The sequence below is a fragment of the Paenibacillus sp. Leaf72 genome (assembly GCF_001422685.1).
In the GTDB taxonomy this organism is placed as follows: domain Bacteria; phylum Bacillota; class Bacilli; order Paenibacillales; family Paenibacillaceae; genus Pristimantibacillus.
Genome location: NZ_LMLV01000023.1, coordinates 491,426 through 507,634, shown reverse-complemented (window position 1 = coordinate 507,634; position 16,209 = coordinate 491,426). Strand labels below are relative to the sequence as shown.

Below are 16,209 nucleotides of genomic sequence, written 5' to 3'. Positions count from 1 at the left end.
GAAATTGGATGAGCACAAATGAAGCCAACCAGCCTGTTACACAAAAAATGGAGGCCGCTCTTCCAAAAGAAGGGCTGATTATATTCTTAGTGGGCTTCGCAGTTGTGCTCGTCATCATGAACACTGCTATGTTCAATCTGGCCATATCAGATTTATCTCATTTTTTTGAATTGCCTTTATCAACGATATCTTTAGCAATAACAGGGTATTCAATCATGTTTGCTATTGCCTCGATTACATATAGCAGGCTGTCAGACTTTGTTCCCATCCATTTATTGTTTACAACTAGCCTCGTAACTACTGGACTTGCTTCTATTGTAGGTTTTTTTAGTCATCACTTTTGGGTATTATTAATCGCCCGAATAATGCAAGCTGCTGGAGCTGGGGCTATTATATCTTTATCCATCGTTCTCTTAACCAGATATGTGCCCATTAAGCGGCGAGGGAAAACAATGTCCATTATTATGTCCTCCGTTTCGCTTGGTCTTGGTCTTGGACCGATTACTGGTGGATTTGTCGTAGAATTTTTGGGTTGGCAATACCTTTTTGCTATTTCATCTTTAACATTGATACTTGTCCCTCTCCTATTTCGACTAATACCGAAAGAACGATTTGTAAAAGGAAAGTTTGATGTGCAGGGAGCCTGTTATATCAGCATCGGCACCGCTGGCATACTCCTTTTTTTGACTAATCAATCATGGTCATCTTTATGTATTGGTCTACTTGGGCTTGTGTTATTTGTTTTTCGATTACTTCGTACGCCAAAACCATTTGTTCAACCTTCTTTATTCATAAACAAAACCTATATCTCATTATCGTTAATAGGGATATTAGCTTATTTGTGCAATTTCTCATCCTTATACTTACTTCCTCAGGTGTTAATAAATCATTTTAATTTAAGTGCCAGTCAGGCGGGTTTTGTTATTTTTCCAGGGGCGTTGTTGTCTATGCTTGCCTCACGGAAGATAGGTGCCATAATTGATCGCAATGGCAATAGCAGTATACTACGCTTTGTACCAATCCTTATTCTTGCAGCTACATGTCTATTTGCGATTATAGGCGTTCGGTTCTGGATCGCCAATATATTTGTCTTTTTATTAATGAATCTTGGATTTACGATGCTTGGAAGCAGTGTTTCTAATGAAATATCCCGTATCCTTCCTCCATCGGAAATTAGTTCTGGTATAGGACTATATCAACTTTTACAGTTTTTAAGTGGCGCATTTGGTATTGCTGGGGTATCTAGTGCACTGCGTTGGCAACATAATTATTCTTTCCCAATCGCTTACGCTAATATATTTTGGGGATTATTTATCTTCGCATTATTAACTAATTGCTTTTCATACTTTTATCGTAAATTAACTATATCCTCATAAGCTATCCCTCCTCCTCCTTCCGGAATAGTGAGACTTGGCTTGTGTTCAAACGATGCAAAATTACAGCGCAAAAACCGCATTTTTGACGTTCGGTGTGTCAATTGGTCAATCTAGGCATCGCTGCGGTATAAATCAAATCGAATCTATGCGGCCGCGATTGACAGTACCTCAAACCGTGTGAGAGCCTCCACTCATACAGCTAGACGTTGTACCTGATATCAAATCCTGATATGATAAATCGAGTGGAAAAGGGCAGTTTGAAGTCACAGCAACTTTGCTTCTCATATAAGGCTACTCGATTCTATTCTGGCTGAGTATGCGGCCGAGAATAACTTGCGGAAAAAGTCCATTCTGTTATGTAACAGAACAAGATATTGAATCAGGCGCTATTCATTACTAGCGTGAATGGAGGAGGGAAATCAATGGCAGTCGTAAGTCGTTATACCGTTGCACTGCATATATTGACTTTGTTGGCCTACAGTGCCACAGAACATTCAAAAGAATATTTGACTTCAGAGTTTATAGCAAAAAGTGTGAATACCAACCCCGTTTTTATACGCAGAATATTGTCTACGTTATCCAAGGCGGGGCTGGTCAATGTAAGGCATGGTACAGGAGCAGGGTGGTGCTTGGCAGTAGAGCCTAGGAAGATTTCGTTATTAAACGTTTATGAAGCGGTTGAGCAGAAAGAACTTTTTGATTATCATCACAGTACGCCAAACCCTATCTGTCCAATCGGAGGGAATATTAGTTCTGCTTTAGAGCCTCTATATTTCTCTGCGGAGCAGGCCATGAAAGCTGAATTGGCTAGATCGTCAATTGGAGACTTATTAACAGATACGATGCAGTTATCAAGCAAGTAAAGGGCAAGGATAACATTTAACTCGCAATTCATTTTGAGACAGCTCTATTAGTAGCATTCCAAGATCCCCTTCCCATACTACGAAGTACTCCCCTTAAAGTGGATATTGGAAAAACCCGTATGGGAATCCGATGATACTTTAGGGGGTGTATTTTTTTATGAGGAAGATAGAGCAGCCAAATAAATCATACACAAAGGAAAAAAGGCAAGAGGCCTTACGTTTAGATGAAGAAGCTAAGTGGACGTACAGACAAATTACTGAAAAGTTTAGAATACAAGATTAAGATAGAGTTCGTATATGGGTTTATAAGTTTAGAAAACTACATGAAGGCTCTTCAAAAGAACGAGTTACTCCATGTCTGAGGTGATTCATAAAGCATATTTGACTCAAGAAGGGATGAAGACTACAGGAACGCTTTACGTTTTCTGAAAGTAGTGGATGCAGCGGCTGTCTATCATAATTCCTCGACAAGGTTTACCAGGGGGTGAATTTGGCTTCGATGCGGAGATCGGTATAGAATTTTCAAAATAAAACATGGAGGTAACGATAATAAAAGTAATATTTCTCGATTTTTACGGAACAGTTGTATATGAAAACGGACCTATATCTTATGAAGTGATTAAGCGGGTTTTCAAAAGTGGAAATGCGAAGACGCCAGAAGAATTACTGAACTCCTTTTACATTTCCAATCGCAGGAGCGTGCAAAAGAACTATGCGACATGATGGTCGAACATTGGTGTAATCCACCTATCTATGATGATGCAAAATCATTCATGGAAAACATACAGTTTCCTGTCTATTTTGTAACCAATATATGGAATGTTAGAAAACTAAAACTAAATATAGCAGCTAAAGACAGAGACGAATATCGACTGAAAAGTGATATTTGTCTCTTCTCTTTTTTTAACAGTAACGATGATTTAAGAAAATTATTCTCTGTATCATAGGCATTAAGTCAATTTTTTATCATCGTACGTAGGTATTGAATGTTGCAGTAAATTCTTGGCGTGTTGTTTTCCTGCAGCAAGGAAGCTATCGCTCATGCTGAGATCATCAACGGAACGTGCCAGCACAAGCGATCCGACCGTGATACTGAGCAAAGCACTTCCAGTAGACTTATCTATATCCGCCAAATCAGAGATAAATTCAATAATTCGTTTCAACTCTTTGGTAATGACCTTACGCACCTCTTCTGATGATCTGGATAATTCACTGGAAAGGGTCGGTAAAATACAGCCCCTCTCGGTATTATCCCGGTGTGATGGACTGATCGTCATGAGTATAATTGCGAGTACTCGGATCTCACCACAACGCCACTAATATGAAAAAAACCGTTACACGTCATTAAGGATGTGTAGCGGTTAAAAATACATTTTAAAGAATGCTGATGAATAAGAAGGTGGGTGTACAGACCATTGTTCACTGAAGATCCGAATAAAATATTTACAGCTTATCGCATCATCGGAACGAAATGGACGATCCATATTTTATGCACCCTTTCTCAAGGTCCGAAGAAATTCGGTGAAATTTTCGAAAGCATTCCTTCCATTTCCGAAATGATCCTCTCCAGACGTTTAAAGGGTCTTCAACATGATAACTTGGTCAAAAGAACAATTCTGACACGCCCTAGTGCGAATATCCAAAATGCCTTCCTTAGAGCAGGCGATGATGAAGGGGGAAGCAGTGGTTTATCTTATACCCTTATCGTGGATGAGCAGCAGGCAGAAGAAGACATTGTGTTATTGATGGTCTTGAGATTGACTATGAAGAAAGTGGAATGCTAGGCGGATTCACCATGAATAATCCAAATGCTAAAGTTTCGTGTGGATGCGGGGCCAGTTTCAGAATGGCCAATTATCGTGGCGAAGTAAAAAAATGTGATTGAACTGAAGGAAGGAGTGCAGAGCAATGATTTCTTTTGTAGTATCTGATAAAGCGAGCGATTCATTTAAGAATGAATGGGAATTGGAAGAGGGGCAATATGTAAGGATTTATGCAAAATATATCGGAGGCTCAGATGCTTTTACGATTGGCATAAATGCGAGTGCTACACCGGTCGATCCCGCATTGGTTCAATCCATTGAAGGATTTCATTTCTTTGTTGAAAAAACAGATGCCTGGATCTTACAGGATGAACTTCTCCAAATTGACTGTAATGAAAATGGCATATTTTCAATCAAAATCTCCTATTGAATATGTGGATCATATTCTTGAGCACGACCCCACTTTTTAAACATTTAACTTTACAAAGTAGAATGCTTAATGTATATTCAGAATGATAAGAGGTTTAATTTACCATAATAACCATCAAATTACGGAGGTGTGGAAGACAAACAACAATCAGATTGGGATTTTTGATGCTCAGTACAGGGCGCCTACAATTGGTATTATGCTGGTTCTGGCAACCGTAGCTTTCGAAGGACTGGCTATCACGACTATTGCCGCGAAAATGGCACAAAGTTTAGAGGGCATTCATTTATACGGTTGGATCTTCAGCGCATTTTTGTTATCTCAGCTTATTGGAACCTTGGTTATGGGTCAGCAGGTTGACAAGCGCGGTGTTTTTACATCCATGCTGGTATCTTTTAGTGTTTTTGTGCTAGGAACTGTGGTCTCCGCTATTTCTTTCGATATGCACATGCTTATTGCCGGAAGAGCCCTTCAAGGTTTTGGAGCGGGGGCCCTGATCACATGCGTTTATACCTGTGTGACATTGCATTATCCAGATGCACTTCGTACTCAAATCCTGGCCGCATTCTCCATGGCATTTGTACTGCCTTCCTTGATCGGGCCTTATGTAGCAGGCCTTATTGCTTCCTATATCTCGTGGCGATATGTTTTCTGGATCGTTCTACCTTTGATTGGATTGGCGCTCAGTCTTACATTCCGCTCTTTCCGTGATTTGCAGCTTCGGCAAGATCTGACAGGTCCAGCGCGAGCAACCGACTCGAAGATTATTTATGCGATTCTACTTGCCGTTGGAACGGGGCTGTTACTCACAGGACTTGGTATGATAACCGATTGGAAAGGCATAGTACTCACTTTGGGTGGATTAGTCGTCATGATCCCACCAATGCGTAAACTGCTGCCTGTGGGCACTTTTTCGGTAAAAAAAGGATTGCCTGCTACTTTGGTTTCCAGAGGGCTATATGTTGCTTGTTATTTTACAACGGAAAGTTTTGTGATCTTGGCACTAACCGAAGTGAAGGGGTTATCAGCTGACCTTGCTGGCCTTCTTGTAGCAGCAGGTTCTCTGAGCTGGTCCGCCGCAGCGTGGTTGCAAGCCAAGCTTGATGCACGAGATCAAGGTCTTGCCCGAAAGGGCAGAGTCATGACCGGCATTGGGATTATGATCGCTGGAACTGAACTCGTGATCCTGGCTCTTATTTTGACGGACGGTGGAATTATACTCATCCTTCTCTCGCAAATGATTACAGGGTTCGGTGTTGGATTGGCCAACCCTACTACTGCAGCCATTGCTTTACAACATGCCATGCCCAGGAAAGAGGGAGAAATGTCCGCGAATCTGCAATTTGTGGATTCCTTCTATATGGGAGTAAACATTGGAGTTGGTGGCGCTCTGATTGCCTTGTCCGAAACTTTACAATGGGGCATATCGACAGGCGTTTTGATCGTGTTAACACTGCAATTACTATTGGTCTTGTTAAGTTTCTTGGCAGCACTACGAATTAACAAACTCGTTCATCAAGAACATCATCCGATCAGCCAGGTGAAGGACAACATTTCCATGTAACGGATGACGGCCGCGTCGTTAAATACATCACGAAGAACGGGGGACAAATTGCATTGGGAGGTGGATAAGATGGCACGTGTATTAGTAGTCATTACTCCAGCTGAAGGACATGTGAATCCGTCGTTAGGATTAGTTACTCAGTTGACGAACAATGGTGAGGAAGTCATCTATGTGTGCACGGAGGAGTATCGTTCCCGAATTGAACAAACTGGTGCCCAGATACTTACCTATCCATTTCCACAAGATGCCTTCTCTCATGATCCGGTGTTGAAACCCCAGGAGTACAAGCATTCTTATCAGTTCATTTATATGATGGTAAGCGGTATCATTCGGAGGATCATCCCCAATGTGCTGCGAGTAATAGAGAATCAAAAGTTTGACTATATAATCTTTGATTCCCTGATGGGATGGGGAGGGACTATTCTTGCAGAAAAACTGGGAATTCCCGCGGTGTGTTCGATTGCCTCCTTTGCTTTTGTAGAGCCTCTCGGGTCTGGATCAGACCTTAATGAGACGGAGACGAAGGAGCTTTATGAGACAACGATGAAGATAACAACTGAGTTATCCGAAGAGTTTCAAGTGAGTATTCCAGCCATGGAAGAGATTCCGGCACATGCAGGTCAGTTAAAGCTCGTGTACACCAGCCGTTATTTTCAGCCGCAGGCAGAAAAGCTGGATGATCGTTTTATTTTCACTGGTCCTTCGATCATAACACGTCAAGATGCTCCGGCCTTCTCGTTCGAGCTGCTTCGTGAACGGTACCCTCAAACCGTGTACATTGCCATGGGTACGATTTTAAATAAGAACTTGGATTTCTATCAGCTTTGCTTTGAAGCATTAGGGGATCTACCCGTGAATGTTGTTCTATCTTCAGGGAAATACACGGATATGGAGCCGCTGACGGAACAAATTCCTCCTAATTTTATCGTCAAGCCATACATTGCACAGTTGGACATGCTGCAGCATACAGATGTTTTTATTACACATGCTGGAATGAACAGCACGAGTGAGGCGCTATATTACAACGTTCCGATGGTGATGATCCCATTAACGTCAGATCAGCCTCTTGTTGCAGATCGGGTACAGGAGTTGGGCGCGGGTATTACTTTGAATAAACATAACCTCAGTGCAACTGATTTGAGAGAGGCGTTAACAGAAGTCCTACACAATTCACATTATAAACGGCAGGCTTACCTCATCGGTGAATCTTTACGCCAGGCTGGCGGTTACAAGCGGGCCGCCGAAATGATCATGAGTCATATGGGTTCAGCCCGAGGAAGTTACACAATTTAGTGGTGTTCCATTCAAAGTGAAGTGCTCCCTGTCAAGTGGACAGTGTAAAAAACAAAAAAACAGTTCGGTTGTCTAAGGAAAATATAGTACTAGACTGAAAATTATCAAGACCTAAACTTAAAAAAATCAAGTTAAATAAAGGGCTCTACATATTATGCATGACTAATATGTGGAACCCTTTATGTTTAACTATCGTTCCCATCGTATTATGAGGTCAGCCAGTTATTACTGGTTGACCACTTTTTATTTTGGTGGTGTATTTGTCAGTAGCCGGGGCAGATCGGTCGTTCCCCTGGGTCAGTCATTGGCCTGGATATTTCAAAAGGTAAAAGTGATGGACAAGTTTTCTTAGACAAAGGCCAGCCCTTTGGACATCCATTTTGTTTTCAGCATAATCAAGATGGTCTTAAGCAGCTTCTAGACGTCATTACCAACGTGCAGATTAAGGCTGAAAAGGCCCCGATTGTTATTTTGGAATCCACGGGCCACTATCACCAAGCTGTTATACAGTATTTAGAGGAGCACGGCATCTTGTTCTTAGTCGTAAACCCTCTCATTTCACATCAAGCCAAGAAATCAAGTCTACGCAAAGTGAAAACGGATGCGGTTGATGCCTTCCGGCTATGTGAACTGTATTACAAAGAGGAATTTGAAGACCATAAAAAACGTGGCGTTCAATTATTGAATCTTAGACATTTAACGCGTCAGTATGACTCTCTTACGCAAATGTATGTACAGGTAAAACTTCAGTTCCAAGCCGTTTTAGATCAGGTTTTCCCAGACTACAGAGGTATCTTCGGTGACCTCTATTCCAGAGTCTCTCTGCAACTTCTTAAGCAATTTACGACTCCTACTGCCTTTCAAGTTGCTGGAGAAGCGAATATCGCCAACACAATTACATGCCTATGCCCAAGTCGATCTGATCGCTGGGCTGACGAAAAAGCAGGCCTTATCCTGGCAGCTGCAGCTAACAATCCTTTTCAGAAAGTAGGCTACAGTAGCCATTTGATAAGCTTAGTGTTATACATCGATTTACTCCTTCAGTACCAAGAGCATCTTTCCCATCTACGAAGTCAGGTTGATGCTCTTGCTGAAGAAGTTGAGGCTTATCAGATTATCCAATCGATACCCGGTATAGGAAGCAAAATCGCTGCAACGATTCTGTCTGAGATCGGGGAGATCCATCGGTTTAATCACGCTAAAAAGCTGGTTGCTTTCGCAGGAATTGACCCTAGTGTTTACGCTTCAGGTAAGTTCACAGCTACCAGCAATCGCATTACCAAACGTGGTTCAAAAAAGCTACGACACGCCTTATATCTCGCCGTATTGTGCGGTCTTAGGAAGTCAGGCAGCAAGAGACTACGTGAGTTTTACGACAAGAAGCGCGAATCAGGAAAGCCTTATCGCGTCGCTCTGATTGCGTGTGTTAACAAGCTCCTGCACTGGATTTATGCATTATTAGTGAAGCAAGAGAGCTTTGTTGATTTAGCATAATTAGCAGATTTATCATTCAAACGAAAAACCTTCCAGCAACTGCAGAGAAGGTTCTTTAGCACGCCTATTTTTAGTATACTGCCAACGCCAAATAAATTTAAGAGAAAAATGTTGACAAGATATTAGCTGGTTTTAGCTTAATACCCCACCGAATCTACCTTTGTCGAACGGCTTCCAATGAAATATGTAGCCCCACTTGCCAGTACTGTCAAAAAAATCCCCGTTTTTATTAAACATCATATTTCCCTCCCGATGGGTAGTGCACACTTATACGCTTGCGATACATTTCGTTTCCTAATCATAAGTCAACAGAAACTTTACTACCTCAGTCTTCAGCGTTTCGTGAAATTGCACGCGATCAAAGCCAGGTGGGTCCTGTGAGGGGGGAAAGGCGGGTGAAATCATCGCAGCTGGGAAAGGACTCAGGAAGGAAAAGTGTCCGGCATTCTCCACCGTCCGATAGCGAATCATCCGTGGTTCGGCAACACCTTTCAAGATGATCTGTGCGTGAAATGGAGGTGTGTACGGGTCTCGCTCCGCGTCCAGCATGAGAATGGGGAGACGAACGTCGCTTAATGCCCCCTCATTCCGGAACCAAACGGACGCCGGGGCCAGCAAAATCAGGGACTGGATTCGCGAATCGCGAAGGACATCGATTTGCTGCGGCTTCCCATTGGGGCTCTCATTAGGGAAGGAGGTCGGGACGCCGCCAGCTGCTGCCAGCGCGGTGTAGCCGCCCATGGAATGCCCGATGACCGAGAGGCTTCCCGGCTGGATAAGCCCCTTAAACCTCTCATCTTCAAAAAACCAGTCGGCTGCCATGCGAAGGTGCTGGGGTCGATAGGTGAGGTTTTGGACCGTACCTTCCAAACTATTATCGTTGCGGTTATTGTGCGGATGTTCGGGCAGGCCAACGATAAAGCCGCTGCGTGCCAAATGCCGAGCAAGCGACCAGTACACAAGCGGCGAACCGCCTGTACCGTGTGAAATGAGGACCAACCTAAACTTTCCCTCCCTCGGCGCTGCGTCTCTGGCCACTTCCAACGAATACGGCCCTAGACGATCAGCCTGTTCCGGTGCGTCTGTCGGATACATCACGATCATAGGAAAGGTCACCCTCAATGAGTTTTCTGTAATTTGTACCTCGCAGCATCCTGCGTATCCTTCATTAATTTCTGCTTTTTTGTTCATCTTGATTTCTTCCTCTCCTTGAGAGATACGCTCCTAAGATGGCGAGCTAACGGGAATATATATGTCCAATACCGAATCCTCGTTAGTCGGTCCTAGATATCGTTGGTCGTAACGCGCGAACTCCGGGGCATTCGTACGAACGCTGCCTGACTGGGGTAACCACGTTTCGTAAATGTATTGGAACGTATCGTTGAGTCTCGCTAATGTCCCCTTATGAGTAAAAACCGCATAAGTTGCCGCTGGTAGCAGCTTAGCGACCATTCCCAAGAGAACCGTACTCTCCTCGCTGGTCGCCTCGACACAAGCGGTATAAGTGACTTCCCATTGCTCGCCCGTAAGTTCAATGACCGCATAAAATATGTCTTCCGTATCCGGTTTTCGCTTAATTTCAAACACACGCTGCCTAAAGCTCCGCCATAGCATTCCGACCTTGTCCGAATTGACACCCGGTATCGACATGCCGACCAAATGCAGATTGTCCAGGCAGACAAAAGCTGGCACGAGGGAAAAGCCCTTATGCAAATGTTGCAGCCCCACTTCATCCAAAGGAAGCTTCTCCATGGCCCGGAACAACGTGTCCTTCATGTCCCTTTGCTTGCGAAATTGTCCTGGCGAGATGGAGAACATTTTCCGAAAGGCTCGGGCGAAGGATTCCTGGGACTCGAATCGGTACTGGATGGCAATATCTATGATCCTTTGGTTGGTATGAAATAAATCGTATGCCGCGTGCGTCAATCTCCGCTTGCGTATGTACTCTGAGACGGAGGATCGGGTAACTGATAGGAAGATCCTGTGAAAATGGTAAGGCGAATAGCCGGCAGCTTCTGAAACCTTGGCGCTTAAACTCTCATCGGTCAGATGATTTTCAATATAGGAAATGGCCTTGATTACCGAATCTTTATAGTTCACATTAATGCCTCCATAGAGATATTATCACTATACGACAGATGAAACGCTCGGTTTTGATATTTTTTGCGGAATGTTACTTTTCTTACCGTTCAATATAAATGGTCTTCTCAGGATAAGCAGAAAGCTCTTGCTCTAATCTCTCATGAAAGCTCAATTCCTCACGGTATGTACGTAGAATAGTTTTTTTCATATTCAATCACCTTGAATCCTTTATATTGATCTGAAATGCTGTCTGTGCTTTCTCCCAATCCTTACGAATGTCATCTTCTGAAAGATGTAGGTATAGATTCATCGTGGTCTGAATCTGCGAATGCCCTAAACGTTCCTGCACTTGCTTTATGTCTTTGGTTTCTTGGTAATACATCGTAGCGTGTGTGTGTCTAAAAAGGTGGGGGTGAAGTTTGCGAATTCCCGTTTTCTCCCTTAAACGCTTAAAAAGAGCTTCTACAGCGGTAAGTGTCAGGGGCTTACCTTTATTTTCACCTCGAAGAATTACAAAAACGAAATTGGAACGAAAGTCCAACTCATCAAGGACTTCATATAAGTAGTCATCAAACAAGTCCATTAACGCTTGGGACACATATATTCCGCGCTCACCTGTTTTGAGCATGGCTCCGTTTTCTAATTCCCCTCGATCTTTTAGAAAAATCCGATGGCCTCTGTAATCAAACTTAAAATATTCCAAATAGAGTGAGAGGACTTCACCAATTCGCAAACCTGTTTCAAATAACACTTGGATGAGAAACTGATCTCTGATGTTTGTTGTTGCGTTTAGCACTTGCTGCACTTGTTCTTTTGAAAGTGTCTCAACATTTTTGCGTGGCTCTTTAATTTTTAATATATTTCTTATAGACGGCTTGTCCTTATGGACGTGATGCAGAAAGCTTTTATATCGTGATCTTCCTCCAGTAAATACCTGTCGCATTAACTTCTCGGACATATCATCGGGAAGCTCTTCATTTCTATACAAGTAATCATAAAAGTTTGTAACAGCTGTTACTGTTAGATTAATGGTCTTTTCTGTCCTCTTTGTTTGAATCGGTTTAAGTGGAGTTATCTTGTTGCTTTCAAAAGGGCTGCGCAACCAACCAACGAATTCCACCAAGTCTTCTAATCGAATATTATTGTGATCTTTATTCGTCTCTTTTAAGTACGCAAAATACTGCTTTAACGCATAACAATACGTTTTCTGCGTATTTCTACTTTTTCCCGTATTGTCTAAGTATTTTAGGTATTTCAAAACAGGGATCACAGGTAAACCATTTCCATCTATCAACACGTAACGTTTGTTGTTATCCATTAGGATAACTTCTTGTACTCGCATCGACTTTCACCTTCCAACATTAATTGATTACGCTCGGTTTTTAACCACTCTACGCCTCCCGCTATGGGCTACGCCCTCCACAAATAGAATCATATGTTGCATTTAATCCTTACATTATATACATTGTAAACAGTAACTTCGATGTCTAAATAATGAATCTATCATATATAAATATAGTGGATATATGCTCATAAATTGAACATAGTATCCACTATTTATAATAGTCTAATTAATGAAAAATAAAGTGTTAGACTCGGAAAATAAAGTTGTAGACTAAGAAAATAAAGTATTAGACCGGCACCGGTGTTATGCTAAGGACAGTTTACGTTATGAATCACACCTTCCTTTCCGTGACAGTTTGAGTTCTGATTGGTGATTTTAGGTAAAGGAAGGTAGAGAGCTCATTAGGGTTATCATTTGCTTAGTGATTCTAATTTCAATGTTTGGAACGCAAACTTAAATTTGTAATGCACTGGGTAAGAAGTTTGTTGAGGACTCTAGGGAACTGCAACTTCAAGATATGCTGGTGTTGCTTTTACTGCCGCATACCCCGAATTACCAAGATCCTTTGAAGTAACGAGTAACGTTGGCTGAATACGACATAACGGCAGTAAAACTTCGTCAGGCATTCGATTAAGATTCGGACTTGCCTTGACGGGAAAGCGAATATTACAAGATGTGGAACCTCGGTCCTTTTTGAATCGAGGCTCTGTTTTGAACGTGATCGACTTGTCACAGCGCAAACGAGTTGCCGGTTCTTTTAGAATATTACCATCGCAAGATTTACGACAACGGTCAGCGTAATGCTACTTAGAAGCATTGACACAAGAACCGCTTGTGCTGCGAAACCTGGCTCGTTGCCATATTCGAGAGCGAGAGCAGCACTATTGCGTGATGTCGGGATGGCGCTGGCAATAAACAAGGCTTGTGCGGTAATGCCGTCAAGGTGCAGCAGCAGGATTAACCCATAGGCACAGATTGGCGATATGATCAGTCGCACGATGCTGCTGAGCAGAACGGCCGAAGTATGCTGCTGCAACTTTGAAGAAGCGATCTGGGCTCCGATCGAGACGAGCGCGAAAGCGAACATTCCTGTTGATATTTGATCCAACGGAAGAAGAATCGGATCAGGGATTTGTATTTGACAGAACCGCAATATCGTACCGGCTGCAATCGAGTATAGAACCGGCATTTTGGCAAACTGTAATAGCGATCCTTTTAATCCCGAGACCGTTTTGCTTGCGTTAAGAAGTCCGAACGTAAACGTAACGAAGAGCTCAAAGACGACCACGATGACTTGAATCGACATGGCCAAGGCATCTTGCTTGAAGGCTAATGCGTTAATCGGTATTCCTACGTTGCCATTGTTTGTTAAGGAGACGCTGTTGGAAAAGCTTGCGGCTAGCGGCCTGGAATAGCCCATGATCCGGCTAATCGCATATCCGATTATGACAATAACTATGAATTGGATCATCAAAAATCCGAAAACGGACGCGATTAGTTTGGTTGACAATTCCGCTTCGTATATTTTAACGAAGGCTAAAGCAGGTACATAGTAATTTATAATGAGCTTTGAAAAACTATTCAAGTCGAACTTGAAACGCCGATGAAGAATGGCTCCAATTCCAATTGGTATCAGGATAGGAAGCATAATGTGATAGAACGTATAAAGGATGGGCATTGTTACCACTCCATTCGGGGATATTCTCTCAGTTGACCTCTATCATCTCGCCAGGTACCATGGCCGTACCTGAAATTCCTTTGCGGGACAAACTTTCAATAAAGCTTCCTCCGTCCTGCTGTATAAGAGGAAACGTTCCGTAATGAATAGGAACGACATGTCGAGCCTGAATCCACTCCGCAGCAACCAGCGCATCGGAAGGTCCCATTGTAAATCGGCCACCGATGGGAAGGAACGCGATATCGATATCGAATCTTTGGCCGATCCATTTCATATCGCCGAACAATCCCGAATCTCCGGCGTGATAGATAATCTTGCCTTCCATCTCGATTACGTAGCCTACAGGGACGCCCGCATATAGCCGTTGTCCGTCAACAGCCCGTACGGATGAGGTATGAATGGCTTGAGTAAGATGGACGTTACCGAAATCGAAAGACCACTCGCCGCCTACATGCATAGGCTCAGTTTTTGCTCCTTGCGAAGCCAAGTATTCCGCCAGTTCTTCTACAGCGATGATCGGAGCATTATTTCGTTTTGCAATGGATACCGCATCGGTGATATGATCGTCATGACCATGCGTCAGCAAAATATAATGTGCGAGAATGTCATTGGCTTTCACGACTGCTGCGGGATTGGCGTCAATGTAAGGGTCGATGAGAATAGAATGAGAACTGCTAGTTAATTGGATGCAAGAATGTCCATGGAATAAGATTTGCATACGTACCCTCCTCTTTTTATAACAAAAATAACTTCGTTCGTTGATTTTTATGTTATAATTGTTTTAGTGGAATGTCAATACATTCACATTTATTTTTCTGGGAGGTTTCTACCTTGTTATCGCTGGAAAAACAAATTCTATTCCTGATCTCCTCGACCAAGACGGAAGGTGTCGAAGTTAAACGGCTTGTCGAAATTTATGAAGCGCGAGGAATCGACCACCAAGTCGTTCGGAATGCACTTCTTCACATGAAAAAGGAAGGATACCTATGTTCGAAGGAACGTTCGAAATACGAAATTACGAGGCAGGGTCTGGACTTTATCACGACGATAAATCAAAAACCGCTACTGCTTGAAAAGCCTTGGGACGGTAAATGGTTAACGGTCATGTTTGAGGTGCCTGAATCAGAACGAAAAAAGCGGGACTCTTTGCGTAGCGACCTGCTGCAGCTTGGATTCGGAGCGTTGTACAAAAGCGTATATATTACCCCATGGGATTATGTTGAAGAAGTGCTTCGTTTCGCCAAACAATATGACTTAGAGGGTCGTTTGACCTTACTGAAAGGATCTTTCGTCTCACAAGAGCAGCCACTGGCTCTAGTGAAGCGGCTTTGGCCTTTGGATGATTTAAATGAAGTTTATAGAGCGAAAATCAAATGGTTTCGTTCCGATTTTGCTTCGGAAATTGATCCATTGTTACGAGAACCTTCTGACGGTCTTGCCTTGTTTGTCCGATTTCTGGAATTGGGCGAATTGTTAGCGGATTTAAGTCTCAACGACCCAATGTTACCGGAGGAGCTGTTGGGTAAGAATTGGCTGGGAAGAGCCTGCTTCCAAGAAATGCAGCAATGTCTGCGACAGCTGGCGAATGCCATACCTATGCTATCCCCGTATAGATCGTTCGTTGCCCCGTTTCTATAAGGATTCGCTTCTTGCACATGGAATAGCTAAGGTGGAAAAAAATAAAGTGATTTTTAAGAGAGCATTCAACGGGATACGATAGCTCAATGATAAGAGGCAGTCTACGACTTTATTTTCCAAGTCTACAGACTGCCTTTCATTATTACGGAGGGTTAGTCTAACACTTATTTCTTGAAAGCTGATGATTCTCTATACCTAAAATCGCATAAAATCAACGAGTCCAGTCTAAGCCTTTATTTTTCGCGTTCATCGGTTAGATACCTCAGCTTGTATGAACAAAGCTAAGGTATCTTTTGTATGAGGGAAAACCGCTAAAGAAGGATTATATGTCATAATCTGCCGCTGCGTTTTTGTTTATGAGAGTCTAATGCTTATTGCTGGCTTTCATCCTAATTAAAAACCGTATAAAACCTGAATTACGCTTCTTATAGTGGACATTGGAAAAGCCTCTGTTTTTATACTAAAAGTAACGAGAATTCAATAAAAATTGTTCGAGACGAATTGTTGTAGGCTCGACTAGAAATAATGTATATAATCAATCGTAGGCAAAACGCATAAGATCATTTGGGCGGTGGAGCAAGATGTTGAAGCAGCATAGTATGATTAGAAAAATTACTGTGCAAATGACGGTGATGCTGGCGATCCTGTTAGCCACACTGATCTTGAGTAATTTTTATTCGTTGGAA

At 42.7% G+C, this 16,209-nt stretch carries 14 protein-coding genes and 1 pseudogene; 9 read left to right on the top strand and 6 right to left on the bottom strand.

The window, feature by feature from the left end; all coding sequences use genetic code 11:
• Positions 1-8: 8 nt before the first annotated feature.
• The 3 genes and pseudogenes from ASF12_RS20980 to proA all read left to right on the top strand — a co-directional run.
• A complete protein-coding gene (locus tag ASF12_RS20980; RefSeq protein ID WP_056038960.1) occupies positions 9-1,376 on the top strand; it encodes an MFS transporter in 1,368 nt (455 codons plus the stop codon).
• 422 nt (positions 1,377-1,798) lie between these two features.
• Positions 1,799-2,239, top strand: coding sequence for an Rrf2 family transcriptional regulator (locus ASF12_RS20975; protein WP_056038957.1), 441 nt, complete (start codon positions 1,799-1,801; stop codon positions 2,237-2,239).
• Positions 2,240-2,637: 398 nt separating this feature from the next.
• Positions 2,638-2,767: pseudogene (gene proA, locus ASF12_RS36625) on the top strand (glutamate-5-semialdehyde dehydrogenase); the annotation flags it as partial.
• Between the two features lie 422 nt (positions 2,768-3,189).
• Here the strand turns inward: proA and ASF12_RS20960 are convergent.
• Positions 3,190-3,516, bottom strand: coding sequence for a hypothetical protein (locus ASF12_RS20960; protein ID WP_155973328.1), 327 nt, complete (start codon positions 3,514-3,516; stop codon positions 3,190-3,192).
• 138 nt (positions 3,517-3,654) lie between these two features.
• On the opposite strand from ASF12_RS20960, the gene ASF12_RS20955 reads away from it, so the two are divergent.
• The 5 genes from ASF12_RS20955 (at position 3,655) to ASF12_RS20935 (ending at position 8,780) form a co-directional block, all read left to right on the top strand.
• Complete coding sequence (locus ASF12_RS20955) at positions 3,655-4,023, top strand: winged helix-turn-helix transcriptional regulator (protein ID WP_056038940.1); 369 nt, start codon at positions 3,655-3,657, stop codon at positions 4,021-4,023.
• A gap of 124 nt (positions 4,024-4,147) precedes the next feature.
• Entirely contained in the window at positions 4,148-4,432 is a 285-nt protein-coding gene (locus tag ASF12_RS20950) for a HesB/YadR/YfhF family protein (RefSeq protein ID WP_056038939.1), read from the top strand.
• Between the two features lie 196 nt (positions 4,433-4,628).
• A complete protein-coding gene (locus ASF12_RS20945) occupies positions 4,629-5,993 on the top strand; it encodes an MFS transporter (RefSeq protein ID WP_081418956.1) in 1,365 nt (454 codons plus the stop codon).
• Between the two features lie 69 nt (positions 5,994-6,062).
• Positions 6,063-7,286, top strand: a complete 1,224-nt coding sequence (locus ASF12_RS20940; RefSeq protein ID WP_056038933.1) for a macrolide family glycosyltransferase — start codon at positions 6,063-6,065, stop codon at positions 7,284-7,286.
• 279 nt (positions 7,287-7,565) lie between these two features.
• A complete protein-coding gene (locus tag ASF12_RS20935; RefSeq protein ID WP_056038930.1) occupies positions 7,566-8,780 on the top strand; it encodes an IS110 family transposase in 1,215 nt (404 codons plus the stop codon).
• Between the two features lie 294 nt (positions 8,781-9,074).
• Here ASF12_RS20935 and ASF12_RS20930 read toward each other — a convergent pair whose 3' ends face one another.
• The 5 genes from ASF12_RS20930 to ASF12_RS20910 form a co-directional block, all read right to left on the bottom strand.
• The gene (locus ASF12_RS20930; protein WP_056038929.1) at positions 9,075-9,971 is read right to left on the bottom strand and encodes an alpha/beta hydrolase family protein; all 897 of its coding nucleotides are present in this window, start codon (positions 9,969-9,971) and stop codon (positions 9,075-9,077) included.
• A gap of 33 nt (positions 9,972-10,004) precedes the next feature.
• A complete protein-coding gene (locus ASF12_RS20925; protein ID WP_056038926.1) occupies positions 10,005-10,880 on the bottom strand; it encodes an AraC family transcriptional regulator in 876 nt (291 codons plus the stop codon).
• Positions 10,881-11,076: 196 nt separating this feature from the next.
• Positions 11,077-12,204: a tyrosine-type recombinase/integrase gene (locus ASF12_RS20920; protein ID WP_056038923.1), complete on the bottom strand. Its 1,128-nt coding sequence runs from the start codon at positions 12,202-12,204 to the stop codon at positions 11,077-11,079.
• A 760-nt stretch (positions 12,205-12,964) separates the two neighbouring features.
• On the bottom strand, positions 12,965-13,885 hold the full coding sequence (locus ASF12_RS20915; RefSeq protein WP_056038920.1) for an AEC family transporter: 921 nt from the start codon (positions 13,883-13,885) through the stop codon (positions 12,965-12,967).
• A gap of 28 nt (positions 13,886-13,913) precedes the next feature.
• Complete coding sequence (locus ASF12_RS20910; protein WP_056038915.1) at positions 13,914-14,603, bottom strand: metal-dependent hydrolase; 690 nt, start codon at positions 14,601-14,603, stop codon at positions 13,914-13,916.
• A gap of 113 nt (positions 14,604-14,716) precedes the next feature.
• Here ASF12_RS20910 and ASF12_RS20905 point away from each other — a divergent pair, with 113 nt between their 5' ends.
• The gene (locus ASF12_RS20905) at positions 14,717-15,523 is read left to right on the top strand and encodes a PaaX family transcriptional regulator C-terminal domain-containing protein (protein ID WP_056038912.1); all 807 of its coding nucleotides are present in this window, start codon (positions 14,717-14,719) and stop codon (positions 15,521-15,523) included.
• The last annotated feature ends 686 nt before the right edge of the window (positions 15,524-16,209 follow it).

Coding starts and splice junctions, on each gene's coding strand:
- ASF12_RS20920 (WP_056038923.1), bottom strand. CDS start 12,204: ATGCGAGTACAAGAAGTTATCCTAATGGATAACAACAAACGTTACGTG.
- ASF12_RS20945 (WP_081418956.1), top strand. CDS start 4,629: ATGCTGGTTCTGGCAACCGTAGCTTTCGAAGGACTGGCTATCACGACT.
- ASF12_RS20930 (WP_056038929.1), bottom strand. CDS start 9,971: ATGAACAAAAAAGCAGAAATTAATGAAGGATACGCAGGATGCTGCGAG.
- ASF12_RS20980 (WP_056038960.1), top strand. CDS start 9: ATGAGCACAAATGAAGCCAACCAGCCTGTTACACAAAAAATGGAGGCC.
- ASF12_RS20975 (WP_056038957.1), top strand. CDS start 1,799: ATGGCAGTCGTAAGTCGTTATACCGTTGCACTGCATATATTGACTTTG.
- ASF12_RS20910 (WP_056038915.1), bottom strand. CDS start 14,603: ATGCAAATCTTATTCCATGGACATTCTTGCATCCAATTAACTAGCAGT.
- ASF12_RS20940 (WP_056038933.1), top strand. CDS start 6,063: ATGGCACGTGTATTAGTAGTCATTACTCCAGCTGAAGGACATGTGAAT.
- ASF12_RS20950 (WP_056038939.1), top strand. CDS start 4,148: ATGATTTCTTTTGTAGTATCTGATAAAGCGAGCGATTCATTTAAGAAT.
- ASF12_RS20915 (WP_056038920.1), bottom strand. CDS start 13,885: ATGCCCATCCTTTATACGTTCTATCACATTATGCTTCCTATCCTGATA.
- ASF12_RS20960 (WP_155973328.1), bottom strand. CDS start 3,516: ATGACGATCAGTCCATCACACCGGGATAATACCGAGAGGGGCTGTATT.